The sequence below is a fragment of the Thermalbibacter longus genome, assembly GCF_023806485.1.
In the GTDB taxonomy this organism is placed as follows: Bacteria; Chloroflexota; Chloroflexia; order Thermomicrobiales; family Thermomicrobiaceae; genus Thermalbibacter; species Thermalbibacter longus.
Map to the genome: position 1 here is coordinate 308,242 of NZ_JAMSLR010000001.1, position 16,345 is coordinate 324,586.

General features: G+C 67.2%; 9 protein-coding genes. 6 read left to right on the forward strand and 3 right to left on the reverse strand.

Going from position 1 to position 16,345, the window contains the following annotated elements:
• Positions 1-10: 10 nt before the first annotated feature.
• The 4 genes from NET02_RS01395 (at position 11) to NET02_RS01410 (ending at position 7,545) form a co-directional block, all read left to right on the forward strand.
• Positions 11-2,269, forward strand: a complete 2,259-nt coding sequence (locus NET02_RS01395; protein ID WP_284055580.1) for a copper resistance protein CopC — start codon at positions 11-13, stop codon at positions 2,267-2,269.
• 203 nt (positions 2,270-2,472) lie between these two features.
• Positions 2,473-5,262 carry a 2-oxoglutarate dehydrogenase E1 component gene (locus tag NET02_RS01400; protein ID WP_284055581.1) on the forward strand — a complete coding sequence of 930 codons (2,790 nt, stop codon included), beginning with the start codon at positions 2,473-2,475 and terminating at the stop codon, positions 5,260-5,262.
• A 16-nt stretch (positions 5,263-5,278) separates the two neighbouring features.
• Positions 5,279-6,628, forward strand: coding sequence for a 2-oxoglutarate dehydrogenase complex dihydrolipoyllysine-residue succinyltransferase (gene odhB, locus NET02_RS01405; RefSeq protein ID WP_284055582.1), 1,350 nt, complete (start codon positions 5,279-5,281; stop codon positions 6,626-6,628).
• An 89-nt stretch (positions 6,629-6,717) separates the two neighbouring features.
• Entirely contained in the window at positions 6,718-7,545 is an 828-nt protein-coding gene (locus NET02_RS01410; RefSeq protein WP_284055583.1) for an alpha/beta fold hydrolase, read from the forward strand.
• Positions 7,546-7,675: 130 nt separating this feature from the next.
• Here NET02_RS01410 and NET02_RS01415 read toward each other — a convergent pair whose 3' ends face one another.
• Complete coding sequence (locus NET02_RS01415) at positions 7,676-8,032, reverse strand: SPW repeat protein (RefSeq protein WP_284055584.1); 357 nt, start codon at positions 8,030-8,032, stop codon at positions 7,676-7,678.
• A gap of 354 nt (positions 8,033-8,386) precedes the next feature.
• On the opposite strand from NET02_RS01415, the gene NET02_RS01420 reads away from it, so the two are divergent.
• Positions 8,387-9,082: a cupredoxin domain-containing protein gene (locus tag NET02_RS01420; protein ID WP_284055585.1), complete on the forward strand. Its 696-nt coding sequence runs from the start codon at positions 8,387-8,389 to the stop codon at positions 9,080-9,082.
• A 100-nt stretch (positions 9,083-9,182) separates the two neighbouring features.
• Here NET02_RS01420 and NET02_RS01425 read toward each other — a convergent pair whose 3' ends face one another.
• The gene (locus tag NET02_RS01425; protein ID WP_284055586.1) at positions 9,183-10,790 is read right to left on the reverse strand and encodes an LCP family protein; all 1,608 of its coding nucleotides are present in this window, start codon (positions 10,788-10,790) and stop codon (positions 9,183-9,185) included.
• A gap of 352 nt (positions 10,791-11,142) precedes the next feature.
• Here NET02_RS01425 and NET02_RS01430 point away from each other — a divergent pair, with 352 nt between their 5' ends.
• Entirely contained in the window at positions 11,143-12,423 is a 1,281-nt protein-coding gene (locus tag NET02_RS01430) for a polysaccharide deacetylase family protein (protein ID WP_284055587.1), read from the forward strand.
• 1,210 nt (positions 12,424-13,633) lie between these two features.
• Here the strand turns inward: NET02_RS01430 and NET02_RS01435 are convergent.
• Positions 13,634-15,538, reverse strand: coding sequence for a glycoside hydrolase family 127 protein (locus tag NET02_RS01435; RefSeq protein ID WP_284055588.1), 1,905 nt, complete (start codon positions 15,536-15,538; stop codon positions 13,634-13,636).
• Between the last annotated feature and the right edge of the window lie 807 nt (positions 15,539-16,345).

Sequence of the window (16,345 nt, forward strand, 5' to 3'; positions counted from 1 at the left end):
AGTCGGGGCCATGAAGCGGCGAGCGCGGCGAGGAGGGCGACGGCTTGCCACCGTCCTCGCAACTCTGCTCATTCTGATCGGCCTGCCGGCGGGGATCGCCAGGGGACACGCCTTCCTCGAGCGCAGTGACCCGGCGGCGAACGCAGTCGTGCCCCAGGTGCCCGGCGAGGTGCGGATGTGGTTTACCGAGCCGCTCGAAGCCGCCTACAGCCGGGCCGAGCTGTTCGATGCCCAGGGGCAGCGCATCGAGACAGAGCCGAGCCACGTCGGCACCGACCCGAAGGAACTGGTGCTGCCTCTGCCACCCGACCTGCCGCGCGGCACCTATACGGTGCAGTGGCGCAACGTCTCGGCGGCTGATGGACACCCGCAGGTGGGCTTCTTCTCCTTCACCGTCGGCACAGTTGCCGATGTCCAGGTGCCGGCTCCACCCCCACCGTTGCCGGTCGGCTTCGCGCCGACCTGGCTCGACGCGCTCGGGCGCTGGTTCGGCCTGCTCGGGCTCACTGGGCTGCTCGGCGCGCTCGTGTGCTGGCGCTGGGTCATTCGCCCGAGCCTGGAGCCGTTGGAACCAGATCGGCGGGAACGAGTGGCCGCCGCTGTCCGAGCTCTGTCGCTGGCCGGCCTTGCCTTGGCCTCGATCGGAAGCCTGGTTGGGCTGGGTGTGCAGGCCTGGAACGCAGAGGGCCAGTTCTCCCTCGCTGGGATCTGGGGACTCCTCAGCGGAAGCCGGTTCGGCCTGCTCTGGTCGCTTCGCGTCGCGCTCCTGCTGGCGCTGGGAGGGTTACTGGCCAGGCACTCTGCCTGGCACGAGCCGCCGTCCGGGCGCAGGGTCTGGCTATGCCTGGGGCTGGGCCTGGCGGCGGCTCTCGCCTATTCATCGATGAGTCACGCCGCCGCGCAGCCGGCAGGGCGCCCGGCCGCCGTCGCTGCCGATTGGCTGCATCTGGTCGCGGCGAGCGTCTGGGTTGGCGGGCTGCTCGCGCTGCTGGCTGGGCTCATCCTGGTTCGGCGCGGCGAGATCGAGCGGTGGCGGGAAGTCTACGCCCTGGCTATTCCACGCTTCTCGACGCTGGCCATCGCCAGCGTCGCGATCCTCACGCTGACCGGCCTGTACAGCGCCTGGCTCCAGGTCGGCAATCTCGAGGCGCTGCGATCGACCGGCTACGGCCGGGCGCTACTCGTCAAGCTCGCTCTGGTGCTGGTGCTACTGGAGCTGGGAGCGATCAATCTGCTGGTCACCGGCCCACGCATGCGCCGGAGCGTGGACGCGCCGAGGCACTTCGGCTACACGGTGCTCGCCGAGGCGGTGCTCGGCATCGCCGTGTTACTGGTCGTCGGCGTCCTCACCAGCTTGCCTCCGGCCCGCGACACGCTAGCGGCCAGCTCTGGACGGGCGAGCTTTCACTTCGCCGAGGGCGAGGTGCATGCCTCGTTACAGGTCTCGCCGGGAGCGGTCGGCTTCAACCGGTACACCGTTGACCTGGCGCTGGCCGGCCAGGACGTTCCCGAGGGCACCCAGGTGCTCCTGCGCGTGACGCCACCGGGCAACCTGGAGGGTGTGCGCGAGATCGAGCTGGCCCGGCAGGCGAGCACGAGCGGGCAGCAGGCCCGCTTCGAGGCGAGCGGCAGCGAGCTGAGCGTCGTCGGCGCCTGGGAGCTGGAGTTGATCGTCCGCCGGCCCAACGCGGCCGACTGGCGTGTCTCGGTCCCGCTCGAGGTCGCCCAGGCGCCGCCAACCGAGCGCCAACCCGGGCCTCCGCCGCGCTTTGCCGGTTTGACCGCTGCGGCTGCTGTGGCGGGACTCGGCATGGCGATCATGCTGCTCACCGTTGGCCTCCGCCGGCGTGATCCGCAGGGTAACGGCCGCTTTCTCGCCGAACTGGGTGCTGGGCTCGCTTTGGTCTGTGCCGTGGCGCTCCTGGTCTCCCGTCTCGACCAGACGCCTGGGGTGGCCGCGCGCAACCCGATCCCGGCGACGCCAGAGTCGATCGCGGCCGGGCAGGAGCTCTTCGTGGCCAACTGCGCCGTGTGCCACGGCGCCTCTGGCCGTGGCGACGGGCCAGCGGCCGCCTCGCTGGACTGGCCACAGATCAATATGGACCTCACTGCTCACCTCTACCAGCACACCGATGGGGATCTCTACTGGTGGATCAGGGAAGGGAAAGCAGGCACGCCGATGCCTGGCTTCAAGAATCAACTTGCTGATGAGGAGATCTGGCACCTGGTCAATTACCTTCGGACGCTGGACCGACGTTCGGCGCCGTAGCTGCGCTCTACTGGTACCGGAGTCGATGGTTTGGAGCCGGGAGGCCCGAAATATCAGGAAGAGAGTCCGCAAGTGACCGGTCTGCGGTATCATTGGGAAGCGGCGCACCGTGCCGAAGGGAGGGTAATGGCCCCTCTTGCGGCACCGCCCGGAACCGGAGCGCTGGCCGGGGGCGACGGCGCACGGAGGTGGGTGGGTAGACCATGAGTATGGCGAGACTCTTCCCAGGGATCAACATCGGCTACGTCCTCGAGCAGTACGAGCGGTACCAGCAGGATCCCAATCAGGTCGATGCAGCCTGGCGCGCGTTTTTCGAGCGCTGGGGTTCGGTGCTGGTGGCCGAAGAGGGGCCTACGACGCCGGGCGTGGCCGCTCCGGCAGTCGACCTGGCCAAGGTGGCTGCCGTCGTAAGCCTGGCCGAGAGCATCCGTAAGCGCGGCCACCGGGCGGCGCGCCTCGACCCGCTCGGGAGCGACCCGCCGGGTGACCCGGCGCTCGATACCGGCTATCACGGGCTGAGCGAGCGTGACCTGGAGACGTTGCCAGCCAGCATCGTCGGCGGGCCGATCGCCCGGAGCAGCCAGAACGCTCGCGAGGCGATCACCCGGCTTCGTGCCGTGTACTGCGGCACGATCGGCTATGACTTCGGTCATGTCGAGGAGCCTGAGGAGCGGGAGTGGCTGATCGAGGCCGTCGAGAGCGGCCGTTTTGCCGTGCCCCCGACGCCCGAGCAGAAGCGCGCGCTGCTGGAGCGGCTCACCCAGGTGGAGGCCTTCGAGCGCTTCCTGCACCGCGCCTTCGTCGGACAGAAGCGCTTCTCGATCGAGGGCACCGATATGCTCGTCCCGATGCTCGACCACATCGTGAGCTCGGCGGCGGAGGTGGGCATTGCGACCATCGCGATCGGGATGGCCCACCGGGGCCGGTTGAACGTGCTGGCCCACGTGCTGGGAAAGCCATATGAGCGAATTCTCGCTGAGTTTCTCGGACTGAATCACCGCGAGCCGTTCTCCGAGGCCGAGGGCGGCAGCCTAGGCTACACCGGCGATGTCAAGTATCACCTGGGTGCCAAGCGTCCTTCTGGCGAGCTGCCGCTCCAGATCACGCTCGCTTCCAACCCCAGCCATCTCGAGTTCGTCAACCCGGTGGTAGAGGGTATCGCCCGTGCCGCGCAGGAGCGCCGTGACCAGCCCGGCGCGCCACAGCGTTCGCCTGATGCCTGCCTGCCTGTCCTAATCCACGGAGACGCCGCGTTCCCCGGTGAGGGCATCGTCGCCGAGACCCTGAACATGGCTCAGCTTCCCGGCTATACCACCGGGGGGACGATCCACATCATCGTCAACAACCAGCTCGGCTACACCACCGAGCCATGGGAAGGCCGCTCGACGGCCTATGCGAGCGACGTCGCCCGGGGATACGAGATTCCGGTCATCCACGTCAACGCGGATGACCCTGAAGCCTGTCTCATCGCGATCCGGCTGGCGTTCGCCTATCGCCAGCGCTTCCACAAGGACGTGCTGATCGACCTGATCGGCTACCGGCGGTGGGGTCACAACGAGGGCGACGAGCCGAGCTTCACCCAGCCGAAGATGTACGCTGTCATCGGCCAGCATCCGTCGGTCCGGGAGCTCTGGGCCCGCCGGCTGGAGGTGGAGGGGCTTGTGACCGCCGACGAGGCGCGAGCGCTGGAGCAGCGCATGCTCGAACGGCTGCAGGCGATTCGCCAGGAGCTGGTTAGCCACAGCGATGGACCATCAGATCAACCGCGCATCGGCCGTAACGGTCGAGCCGGCGAGGTGCCGACCGCGGTCCCGGTCGACCAGCTTCGCGAATTGAACCGGCAGGCGCACGCGTTGCCCGAGGGATTCAACCTCAACCCCAAGCTCAGGAGGCAGCTTCAGCGTCGCCTCGAGGTGGTGGAACGCGACGGCGCGCTCGATTGGGCACACGCGGAGCTGCTCGCCTTTGCCTCGATCCTGGCCGACGGCATCCCGATTCGCCTGACAGGCCAGGACACGGTTCGCGGCACCTTCAGCCAGCGCCACGTGGCTTTCTTCGACGTGGAGACGAACGAGCGGGTCATCCCGCTACAGCGCATGCCGGCTGCCCGCGCCTCGTTCGACGTGCACAACAGCCCGCTGGCTGAGGCCGCGCCGCTCGGCTTCGAGTACGGCTACAGCCTGCAGGCTCCGGAGGCGCTGGTCCTGTGGGAGGCGCAGTTCGGAGACTTCGCCAACGCCGCCCAGGTGATCATCGACCAGTTCATCGCCAGTGCCCGGGTGAAGTGGCAGGAAACGTCCGGACTAGTGCTGCTGCTGCCGCACGGCTACGAGGGGCAGGGGCCGGAGCATTCGAGCGCCCGGCTGGAACGCTTCCTGCAGCTTGCGGCGGAGGACAACCTGCGCATCGCCAACTGCACGACGGCGGCCCAGTACTTCCACCTGCTGCGCCGGCAGGCGGCCCTGCTCAAGACCGCGCCGCGTCCGCTCGTGGTCATGACCCCCAAGAGTTTGTTGCGACACCCGAAGGCGGCGTCGCCGCTCGCGGAGCTGGCGCACGGGAGCTTCAAACCGGTGCTCGACGACTCGCAGGCCGGGGAGCGCGCGCCGGAGATCACCCGGTTGATCCTCTGCAGCGGCAAGGTGTACGTCGACCTGGTCACTAGCCCGCACTGGGAAGAGGCGCGACACGTGGCCATCGTGCGGGTCGAGCAGCTTTACCCCTTCCCGGAAGAGGAGCTGCGCCGGGTGATCGATCGCTATCCGAACGCGCGCGACGTGGTGTGGCTCCAGGAAGAGCCGAGGAACATGGGCGCCTGGACGTTTATGGAGCCGCGCTTGCGGCCGCTGCTCGGTGACCGGGCGCTACGCTACATCGGACGGCCGGAACGCGCCAGCCCGGCCGAGGGCCTCGCTGACCTTCACGACCAGGAGCAAGCTCGGATCGTCACAGAGGCCTTCGAGGGGGTGCCGGAGCCGGCGCTCAGGTCCTGAAGGAGTTGGAGCATCGATGGCAATCGAAGTCCGCGTGCCGGAGATGGGCGAGTCGATCGTCGAGGCCGTGATCGGCAACTGGCTGAAGAGAGAGGGAGACGCGGTCTCGGCCGGCGAGGCCCTGGTCGAGCTGGAGACTGAGAAGGTCAACATCGAGGTCGCGGCCGAACAGTCCGGCGTGCTCGAGCGGATCCTCAAGCGCGAGGGGGAGACTGTCTCGGTCGGGGAAGTGATCGCCGTGATCGCGGAAGGCGTCGCTGCAGAGGCCCCGGCAGCCCGGACGGAGGCTGAGCCGGCCCGGCCAGTTGCCGAGCCGCAGCCAGTGGCAGCCGAGGTGTCGGCAGCGCCTGCCGAGCGCGCCGCGCCGGCCGAAGCGCCGGGAGTGCGGGCGACACCAGCGGTGCGCCGGCTCGCCGAGGAGTACGGGGTGGATCTCCGGCAGGTTCCGGCCAGTGGTGAAGGCGGCCGGATTACGCGGGAGGACGTGCTCCGCTACGTCGCCCAGCAGCGCGAGGCGGTCGCCGCGCCGGCCGGCGGGCCGAACGGCACGACGACCGCTCCACCCGCAGCCCAGCCCGAGCCGGCTGCTCCACCGAGCCCGCCGCCCGTGGCGCCAGCGACCGCTCCGGCAGCTCCAGCGATGGTACCGGCGATGGCCGTTGACGGGCGGCGTGAAGAGCGCGTGCGGATGACGCAACGACGCAAGACGATCGCGCAGCGGCTGGTCGAGGCGCAGCGCACCGCGGCTATGCTCACCACCTTCAACGAGATCGACATGAGCGCGGTGATCGAGCTACGCCGGCGCTGGCGAGACCGCTTCCGCGAGCGATACGGGGTGAGCTTGGGCTTCATGTCCTTCTTCACCAAAGCGGTCGTCGGCGCGCTCAAGGCGTTCCCGATGCTCAACGCTGAGATCCAGGGCGACGAGATCGTGCTCAAGTACTACTACGACATCGGCATCGCGGTCGGCGCCGAGGAGGGGCTCGTCGTCCCGGTGGTGCGCGATGCCGACCGCAAGTCGTTCGCGCAGATCGAGCGGGAGATCGAGGAGCTGGCGCGGAAGGCACGCGAGCGCCGGCTGACGATCGAAGATCTGAGCGGCGGCACCTTCACGATCACCAACGGTGGCGTCTTCGGCTCGCTCCTCTCGACCCCGATTCTCAATCCGCCGCAGGTCGGCATTCTGGGCATGCACAAGATCGAGGAGCGGCCGGTCGTGGTCGACGGTCAGATCGTCGTGCGCCCGATGATGTACGTGGCGCTGACCTACGACCACCGTATCGTGGATGGCCGCGAGGCCGTGCAGTTCCTGGTTCGGGTCAAGGAGCTGATCGAAGATCCCGAGCAACTCCTGCTCGAAGCCTGAACGAGCCGTCAGTCTAACCTGGACGAGAGCCCGGTTCGGTTGTCCAGACGCGCCGGGCTCTCCTTCTGTGAGCGCGATGGGATGCGACGATGCCAGTGACCGACCTCCGATGGGCGTTGGCGCCCGACGGAGAACGGCTAGCCTACGAGGTCAGGGCTGAGGAGCCGGATGCCCCAGCGCTGATCGCGCTCCACGGCGTGCTGGTGGGGAGCTCGAACTGGGTGCACCAGGTGCTCCGGCTCCCCCGGTTTCACTGGATCGTCCCGCACATTCGTGGTCACGGTCAGAGTCCGCCGCCGATGCCGCGTCAAACGATCGAAGAGGCGGCGCTCGACGCGCTGGCGGTGTTGGACGCGGAGGGCGTGGAGCGAGCCGTCGTGCTGGGAAACTCCCTCGGGGCGACCATCGGGCTGGCGCTCGCCCTGCTCCGGCCGGAGCGCGTACGGGCGATGGTGCTGGTCGAGCCGTCGCTGCCGGCGCTGGTTGAGCACGAAGGGAGGTCGCGGTTAGCCGAGACGGCCGCCCGGACGCGTCACCTGCTCGCCGAAGACCGGATCGACGAGGCGCTGGCGTTGTTCCTGGTACCCCGGCTCGGCGAGGATTGGGAGACGAAGGCTGGGCGCCGGCGCTTGGACGAGTGGCGGCGCAACCTGTTCTCCACGCCGGCGTGGATCGATGCGGTGCTGGCGTTCGACCCCGGCCCGGTGCCGCTCGCCGTGCTGGATCACCCCACGCTGCTGGTCTATGGCGCGGAGACCCAGCCCTTCTACCGTGCCATGACGCTGGCTTTGGCCGAGTTGCTGCCCAATCCCGAGGTGGTCGAGGTTCCGAACGCGGGCCACGGTGTGCCAGTCGATAACCCAGACGCGTTCAACGAACTGCTGCTACGCTTCCTCGATCGGCTCGGCCTTAGCTGAGGTTGATCACCGGAATCTCCCGCAATCGTTGAGAGCAGCGACAAGCATAACCGGCCGGACTCTTGCCTGGTGAGCCCGACCGGCTTCGACTCGAGGTGACGTGCGACCTGCGGTGGCTGCCGACAGCTCTCTACCGCCGCGCGCCGAGGATACTCGCTGCGGCGAACAAGGCCACGGCCAGACCAGTCACCACGCTGCTCACCACCGCGGCGGGGAGGAAGGTCACGCCGTAGACGAACGGCATCACTGCGACCCACAGCCCGAGGACGACGTTCAGCCAGCCCAGCCAGCGCAGGCCCGGCGACAGCGCGAGCTGGGTAATGGCCAGGCTTAGAATAAGCCCACCGACGAAGGTGCAGTTGAGTCGCATGCCGTCGTACAGCGAGAAGTTGAGGATGTAGGGCGACGCAACCAGCCAGACGCCCAGCGGGATGCAAAGGGCTGCCAAGATATCCCAGAGCGTCGTCCGACGCTGTGCCGTCACCACGCACAGTACTCCTTCCCCATCGTGACCTGCTAGACCGACACCGCCCCGGCGCGGTGCTCTTGGACTATTCTCCAGGATGTCGCCAGGTTTCGCCAGTCCTGGATCATGAGCTCCGCGCGGCTCGAACACCGGCTGCCTGCTCTCGCGCCTCTCGTCGCTGTGAAGCGGTCCGGTGAGCATGGAGATGCCCAGGCTGGGGCCAGCAACACGGAGGGGGAGCGGTTGAAGTGGGGCACCCGCTGCTGGTGTCCGCCGGACGGCGGCACGGCCTGGGGAGCAGCGCAATCCGCAGAACTGGCTCCGTCGTATTGCCTGTGAAGTGCCGCGCCGAGTGATGAGGTGAAGGGAGGGCGCATGACGCGAAGAGTCACCCGAAGACGCGCGCTGGCCGTGATCGCGGCCCTGCTCGGCTTGCTGGCTGGGCTACTGGTCCTGCCACCGCTCGCTGCGGGCCAGGAGCAGCGGATCGAGGTGGAGTTGACCGAATTCTCGATCACACCTAATTCGATCACGGTAACCGCCGGCGAGCCGGTCACCTTCGTTGTGTCGAACACTGGTGGGGCCCCGCACAACCTCGAGTTCGAACTCGAGGCGCAGGGACTCGAACAGCTCCTGTTCGACACGAACCTCCAGCCTGGGGAGACGAGGGAAGCCACCGTCACCTTCGACACTCCCGGCGAGTGGGTGATGTACTGCCCGGTGGGCAATCATCGCGCGCAAGGAATGGAGGGTCGGCTCATCGTCCAGGCCGCCGGGACTCCCACGCCGACCACGGCGCCCGCGGCCACGCCGACACCAGCAGCCACCCCGACGCCCGCGGCCACGCCGACGGCTGCTGCCACGCCGGCTCCCGCGATGACCCCGACCCCCGCCGCGACGCCGACCGCGGCGCCGGCTCGCACGCCGACCGCGACCCCGATGCCGCAGGTCGCCCCACCGACCGGCGGCGGGACTGGCTCCGGTCCGGCCGAGCTGTTCATCGCTGGTCTGCTCGCGCTCGGGCTCGTCGGAGTACTGGCTGGGCTAGCGGCACGCCGCCGGGCGGCCTAAAGAGGACAGCCGAAATCGCCGTGGAGGCGGGCACGCCCGCCTCTGCACGCTCTCCCCATTGCCGGCTGCGGAGCTACCGCAGCCGGCGCACTCTTAACACTCATTCCTGCCAGGAACATGCCGAAGGGAGGTCGACACTGCTCGAAGCCAGCTCGTCCGGCAGCCCGTCTATCGAGAGCGCTGCCGAGACCACCTGCTGGATCAGCGAGAGGTTCGGAATCGGGTAGCGGCCGGTCGTCCAGCCAGATACATACGTGGGCGGCACGAACCCGATCGTGACGACCCGCTCCGGCGACACGGCCAGGGCGAGCTCGACCAGGTGGGGCAGAGCGTCCAGCGGCACGTCGGTTCGTACCGTATCCTGGAGCGCTTCAGTCAATGCCGGGAAAGCGAGCAAGATCGTCGGGAGGTCAGCCTGGCGGCGCAGTGCTCCGAGCAGGCAGCGCTGGCGGTACATCCGGTCGTAGTCGCTGGTGCCGGTACGTGAGCGCGCATAGGCGAGTGCCTGGTGACCGTTCAGGTGCTGCCGTCCCGCCGGGATCTCGTAGTAGGCCCAGTCTTCGCCCGGCGCTGGTGGGGAGAGCCAGGTCGTAACCGGCTTCGGGACGTCGATCGTGACCCCACCGAGCGCGTCCACGACGCGGACGAAGCCGGCCATATCGACAAGCGCATAGTAGTCGACGGGCACGCCCGTGAGCTTGCCGATGGCGCCCTTCAGCGCAGCAGCGCCGGGATCGGGAGCGCCCGGAAAGCGCTCCGGGTAGCGCGAGGCGTAGCTGTACAGCGCGTTGAGCAACTGAGGCCACCGGCCGTCCGGGAAAGAGGCTGCCAGCTCATCCGGCAGCGGCACGCCCACGAAGTTCCGAGGCACGCTGAAGAGACCGGCGCGTCCCGTGTCGAGTTCGAGCACGGCCAGGATGATCGAGTCGGTGCGCGCGCCGCTGCGTCCAGGTCCGGCATCGGAGCCGAGCAGCAGCACGGCGATGCGACGATCGGCAAGGGCCGGGTCGAGCGGGCTGGGCGGTGGGGGTTCGGGCGTGGGCGCCGGCTCCGTGGACGGCGTAGGGGATAGTTGGGGGGTGGGGGTCGGCCTCGGAGGTGGGAGAGGGAACCGGTTCGGCAACTCGTCGAGCGGGGGCAGCCCTCCTCCTGCCAGCGGCGATGAAGGCGTCGGCACCGCCGGAGGTGGCGTCGGCAGGGGCTTTCGGCTGGGTCGTGGTTGACTCGCGGGTGCGGTCAACGCAGTCGCGGGCCGCTGCTCTGGGAAGACGGTTACGAGCAGGACATAGAGCTCGTACGTGTAGTAGCCGGCGAGCATATGAGGCACGCTGGCTACGATGAGGAGAGCTGCCAGTCCGGCCGCGGCGAACGCCTGCGACCGTCGGCGCCATCGCGCGGTGGTGTGGGGTAATCGCTGTCGCCCGAGCCGAAACGCGTCGGCGATCACCAACCACCGCACCAGCGCGAGCACCGCATTCAGGCACAGCGCCAGGAGCAGCGTGCTCGGGCGAAGTGCGAGCACCAGCACGGCCGCCCGCTCCTGTCGCCAGGCTAACCCGGCGAGTGTGGCCAGGGCAGCGGTGCCGCCGAGGAGTAGCCCGCCCCGCACCCAGGCTCCGAGCAGAAGCTGGCCGGCGCCAGGCAGCAGTGCGGTGAGTCCGGCCGCTGCCAGGGCCCGCCAAGGGATCCCCGCGGAACGCTGTCGCATTACCCGCTCCTCGGGATATCGACATCGAGCTCGGATGCCTCCGAGGGCTCCAGTTTACCATATCATTCTTGGTCACCGGCTCCCGGCTGTCCGCTCGGTCCGCGCGGCAGCGGCCACCGCTGTCCTGCCCGAGCGATCGCCGGCCACCCAAGGACCGGCACGTCGCTCCTCTCGAACCTGGAACCGGTAGCTCGGGCGAAGCGTATATTCGAGCGAACAGCACTCGCTGGCGAGGCGAGCCCCGCTCTTCTCTCCAAGCCTGCTGTGACCCTCAGTGTCATCGCTATCACTCAGCCGGCTGGTCCGCCGAAAAGGGCCGCCTGGCCGGAGACGTCACGGAGGGAGCCCAGCGATGTCGCGCGCTGCCTACCTATCTCCTGGCTCGCTCGTTGGCCTGACCGTGTTGTGCCTGCTCGCGAACTTGTTCGGTCCGGCCGGAAGCGTGGTCGCTGCCCCAGGGGACGTGACGACCATCCGGCGCTTCGAGACGGCCGAGCCGGTCATCGTCCTCACCTTCGATGCCGGCGCCGACCGCGGCTTTGCCAGCAATATTCTGGATACGCTAGCGGCCAAGGGCGTGCGGGCGTCGTTCGGGCTGACCGGGGCCTGGGCGGCTGCCAACCCCGACCTGGTCCAGCGGATGGCCCGCGAGGGTCACCACCTGATCAACCACACCTGGAGCCATCGCTCCTTCACCGGTCGCTCGACCGGCTCCGCACCCCTGAGCACAGCCGAGCGGACCGAGGAGCTGCGCCGGACCGAAGAGCTGATCCGGCAACTCACCGGCATCGAGCTGCGACCGTACTTTCGGCCGCCGTACGGTGACTTCGACGACTCGGTGCTGTCTGACCTAGCCGACAGTGGCTACACCTTGAACATGATGTGGACGATCGACTCGCTGGGGTGGAGAGGTCTCACCGCTGACGAGATCACCCAGCGCGTGCTCGACGCCGCCGAGCCGGGCGCGATCGTTCTTATGCACGTCGGCAGCCAGTCGCAGGACGCGGCGGCCCTGCCGGCACTGATCGATCAGCTCCGAGCGCGCGGCTACCGGTTCGCGACCGTCCGCGACCTGGTCGAGGGGCGAGCCGGGCCGGAGTTCCGCTACTTCCCCGAGACCGGCCATTGGGTAAGCCACGGCTTCTTGCGTTACTGGGAACGATTCGGCGGGTTGGCCATCTATGGCTACCCGCTGACTGAGGAGTATGTCGATCCTGCCACCGGCCGCGTGACGCAGTGGTTCGAGCGGGCCCGGTTCGAATGGCACCCGGGTGCCTGGCCCGCGCGCTACGACGTGCTCCTCGGGCGGTTGGGCGCGGAGGTGTCGGCCGAGCGCGAGGGGATAGGCCCGTTTCGGTCGGCCCAGCCGGTCACCGGCTGTACCTACTTTCCACAGACCGGCCACAACCTGTGCGGGGGCTTCCGGGCCTACTGGGAGCAGTTCGGCGGGCTTGCGGTGTTCGGTTACCCGATCTCCGAGGAGTTCCGGGAGGTAAACCCAGACGACGGACGCGAGTACACGGTGCAGTACTTCGAGCGACAGCGGTTCGAGTGGCACCCGGGGGCGTGGCCGGAGCGGTACGACGTGCTGCTCGGCCGGCTCGGCGCCCAGCTCCTGACCGGGCAGCGTTGATGTAAGCGGGGATACTTTTCACTTCTACGACGGGATGACATGGGCTGGCCCAGCTTTCACCGGTATTTGACGAATCTGCCGTGTTGGTTGCTACCTTTAATACCTTTATGCTATCCTACTGGTTAAACAGGGTGATCACCCTGAGAATTGGGCTGCTATTCACCATTCACCAGGTCTGCAGTAGCGATGCTGGAAGAGACTAACCCGCTCTGGGCTGACCAATACGCTACAGATGTGAATCAGCGGCTAGCAATAGTTGTGCGGTGGCCTACTGAGCAGCCAATTGAGGAGGCGGTTGGTGAGATTGGTCAGCTCGTAGGCGAAATACTCGAAGAATACGCGCACTCTATTCGTCATCAACAGCCCTCCGTGTCACGCTATCAAGTGGGACCAGCGGCGGATGGTCTGTGGCTTTCCTATCTTTGTACGATTGATAAGGACGTGCGCCAACTCCTCAGCGACGGAGCAAATCTAATAGCTTGGGGACACCTAGCTATTGCACTCTTTAAGAAGATCCGCGTGTATTGGCAGCGACGTAGGTATAGCGTCCAGAACTACTTAGACCAACCAGGCTCCAACCTTGAGGCGATCACGTCACCTCACTTCTCGGAACCAATGATTCTTGGACTTTGCTACAAACATTGCGAGGAAACGTACTCTGAGCCAATTAGGGACATATCGGTGTTCGACCGATCCGCATTTCGAGTATTCTCCTCCGCATGTCATCCGGGCGACGTGGAGGTTCATACCGTGCGGATCTGGACAAAGAACCGAGCAAGCTACATATACGTTGTTGATTCCAAAGGTCGACCCATTGAGCACTTCCGGACGTTAGGGAAAGATCTCAGACCTCTAGATTTGCCGAGGTGGTTCAACGATGATTCCCGTGATTCTTCGGGATTCTCCGAGGTAAGAACTATTATTATATCTAGAGCTGGGCGTTGAACCATGTCTCAGTGCTCAGTCTAGTCGGCGTGATTCGAAGTAGTTTACGCACCTTTTCCTGTCTGCCGGTGATTCGAATCGAACCTGTGCTGCTTGGCGAGGTTGCTAAACTCAGGCAATCATATTCGTACCGGCATCATAACCTCACAAGAACATTAATATGCCCATCTGCTGACTGTGCTCCGCTGTCTAACACCGAGGCTGCGTTGAAGTGACGCTGAAGGCTCCCTGATCGCAAGAAGATTCGGCTGCGGAAATTGGTGTCTTACGCGGAACCATTTCGGAGCCAGACCAGCATTCGACCGGGCTCGCGGTTCGCCCAGGCGTAGTAGGGGATGGCGACCAGCTCGATCTCTCGATCACTCCCGAAAGTCTCGACTCCGCGGGCGGTGCGGTAGAGGGTGCCAGACCAGGCCGGGCCGGGCGGGGCGAGGCGCGCGGGGGCACGCAGGGCCACCACGCCACCGAGCAGATCCGGTCGCTCCTCGGTCACGATCTCCGCACCGATGGGAAGCACCAGGTCGCGAAGATCGATACCCGGGTTATCCGCCTGCTCGACGCAGTAGATCAGGGGCCCGCGAGCCGGAGCTACCCGACCCGCGTTCTCGGCCGCGTAGGGGTGCGATTCGAGACGGCGAGCCGGCATCGGGAGGCTGAGCTCAACCGTGTCGCCCCGCTGCCAGGCACGCCGGACCTCGACGTAGCTGCCTGGGGCCTGGTCGGCGGCGACCTGGCCGTTGACGCGCACGATCGCGCCGTCCTCGCACCAGGCCGGTACCCGGAGGAAGAGGCTGAACTCGCCCGCGCCGTCCACCTCCATCTCGATCGCCTCGTCCCAGGGGTAGTTCGTCTGCTGGCGGAGCCGAACTGGCTGCCCGCTAGGCAAGGTGATCTCCGCGGTGCCCTGGGCGTAGAGATGAACCCAGATGCCCTGATCGGTCACGCTGTAGAAGTAGCCGGGGAGCGACGCCAACAAGCGAGCCACGTTGGGCGGGCAGCAGGCGCAGGTGAACCACGGCTGCCGCCGGTGCGAGCCGTCGTCGGCCAGCGGGTTCACGTAGAAGTAGGCTCGTCCGTCGAGCGAGTAGCCCGCGAGGAAGCCGTTGTAGAGCGCCAGCTCCATGAGGTCGGCGAAGCGCGCCTCGCCGGTCAGCAGCAGCATGCGCCAGTTCCACATCACGTTGCCGATGGCGGCACAGGTCTCGGCGTAGGCGCGCTCGTTGGGCAGCTCGTACGGCTTGCCGAACGATTCGCCCTCGTGGCGGGCGCCGATGCCGCCGGTCACGTAGAGCTTGGCGGTCACCATGTCGAGCCAGAGGCGCTCGAGCGTCTCGCGCAGGGTCGGATCGCCCGTCTCGGCGTAGAGGTCGGCCGCGCCGGCTGCTAGGTAGACGGCGCGGACGGCATGCCCGACCATCTGGTCGAGCTCGCGGAAAGGCTTGTGGTCCTGGCGATATTCATCGCCGCCGGCGTACCCGTAACCGCGGGCGTTCAGGAAGTAGAGCGCCTGATCGAGGTAGCGGCGCTCGCCAGTGACCCGGGCGAGCTCGACCAGTGCCATCTCGATCTCGGGGTGGCCGTCGGTGCCGGGCTGGCGTCCGGACTCCTCGGGCCCGAAGGTATCACAGATGCAGTCGGCGAATCGGCGGGCCACATCGAGGAGCGTCGACTTGCCGGTGGCGCGGAAATGGGCCACGGCGGCCTGGAACAGGTGCCCGGCGCAGTAGAGCTCGTGTGTTCGTGGCAGATCGGTCCAGCGAGCCGCCTGGTTTCCGAGGATGTAGTAGGTGTCGAGGTAGCCGTCGGGCTGCTGCGCGGCGGCGAGCTCGGCGATGACGCGGTCGACGAGCTGGTCGAGCGCTGGGTCGGGGTCGGTCGCGAGGCACCAGGCGGCCGCTTCCAGCCACTTGTAGACATCGGAGTCGTTGAAGTAGAGCCCTTGGAAGGGGCCTCCCTGCTGGCCGGCCGCGCGCCGGAAGTTGTCGAGCCGGCCGGTCCGCTCGAGGTACTCGTACTGCAAGGGGAGCGACACCTCACGGACGAGCTGCCGTCGCGGCCCCCAGAACGCGTCATCGAGCCTGACGGCGGTCACTGGCAGTGGGCGAAGCCTGGCGAACGGGCTAGACGACGTATCGACGACCGGGCCACTGAGCCGTCCGCGCGCTGACATCGTGGTGCTCCTCCGAGTCGCGAAAATCCCGTCACTGGGACGCGAGGCGTCCTTAGACCTCGTCACCAGTGTACGCTGCCGGGATCGAACCGGCGCCGGGTCGGCCGGGCGAACCTGGCCTATCGTCGAGCGACGCCTCTCACCATAGACGACGACCGCACCGCCGGCTGGGCGAGCGCCCGAGCGTGGGCGGTCGCGTGCTGGCCACGGGGCGAGAGCCGTCTCCTCGCGGCTTCGCCAGCATCCGACGAGCATCAGGCGATCCCGCCGATGGGCGACGACAGTTCACGCATCCGATCAGGTTCGGACGGCTCTGGGCATGCCCTCGAGCCGGACGATGCTCACTCCGCAGGCTCGGGCCGCGGCGAGCTCAGCGCCACGTTGAGCCCTGACCCGTCAGACTTCCGTCTCGTTCGGCGGGTATGATCTCCATAGTGCCGGATCAGTGCGTGTGGTCTGGTAGGCCCATGGGCTGGGAGCGTGTCTGCCTGCGGTGGAGGTGATCGATAGGTGAGTAGTGCCGAGCAGCTCTAACGCTTTTGATAGGCAGGCGGGTGCGTGCCTCGCTGTCCGTTATCACCCTCTTATGGAGCGTCCCTCCGGATGCGGGATGAAGTCTCCGCCTGCATGAGCCGAGGGGTGCATGCGGAGGTGTCCGCTCGAGGAGGAAAGCCTATAGCGTTTGCGTCGCCCGGGCAGAGTGGCTGGAACCGCACCGCGACGTCGGCCTCCATGGTCGGCGTATTCGTCGCATGGGCGAAGTGGCTACTGGTCCTAGCAGCTCATCGCCCGTCAGGAGCGCCGTGA

Coding starts and splice junctions, on each gene's coding strand:
- NET02_RS01430 (WP_284055587.1), top strand. CDS start 11,143: ATGTCGCGCGCTGCCTACCTATCTCCTGGCTCGCTCGTTGGCCTGACC.
- NET02_RS01435 (WP_284055588.1), bottom strand. CDS start 15,538: ATGTCAGCGCGCGGACGGCTCAGTGGCCCGGTCGTCGATACGTCGTCT.
- NET02_RS01425 (WP_284055586.1), bottom strand. CDS start 10,790: ATGCGACAGCGTTCCGCGGGGATCCCTTGGCGGGCCCTGGCAGCGGCC.
- odhB (WP_284055582.1), top strand. CDS start 5,279: ATGGCAATCGAAGTCCGCGTGCCGGAGATGGGCGAGTCGATCGTCGAG.
- NET02_RS01400 (WP_284055581.1), top strand. CDS start 2,473: ATGAGTATGGCGAGACTCTTCCCAGGGATCAACATCGGCTACGTCCTC.
- NET02_RS01410 (WP_284055583.1), top strand. CDS start 6,718: ATGCCAGTGACCGACCTCCGATGGGCGTTGGCGCCCGACGGAGAACGG.
- NET02_RS01420 (WP_284055585.1), top strand. CDS start 8,387: ATGACGCGAAGAGTCACCCGAAGACGCGCGCTGGCCGTGATCGCGGCC.
- NET02_RS01395 (WP_284055580.1), top strand. CDS start 11: ATGAAGCGGCGAGCGCGGCGAGGAGGGCGACGGCTTGCCACCGTCCTC.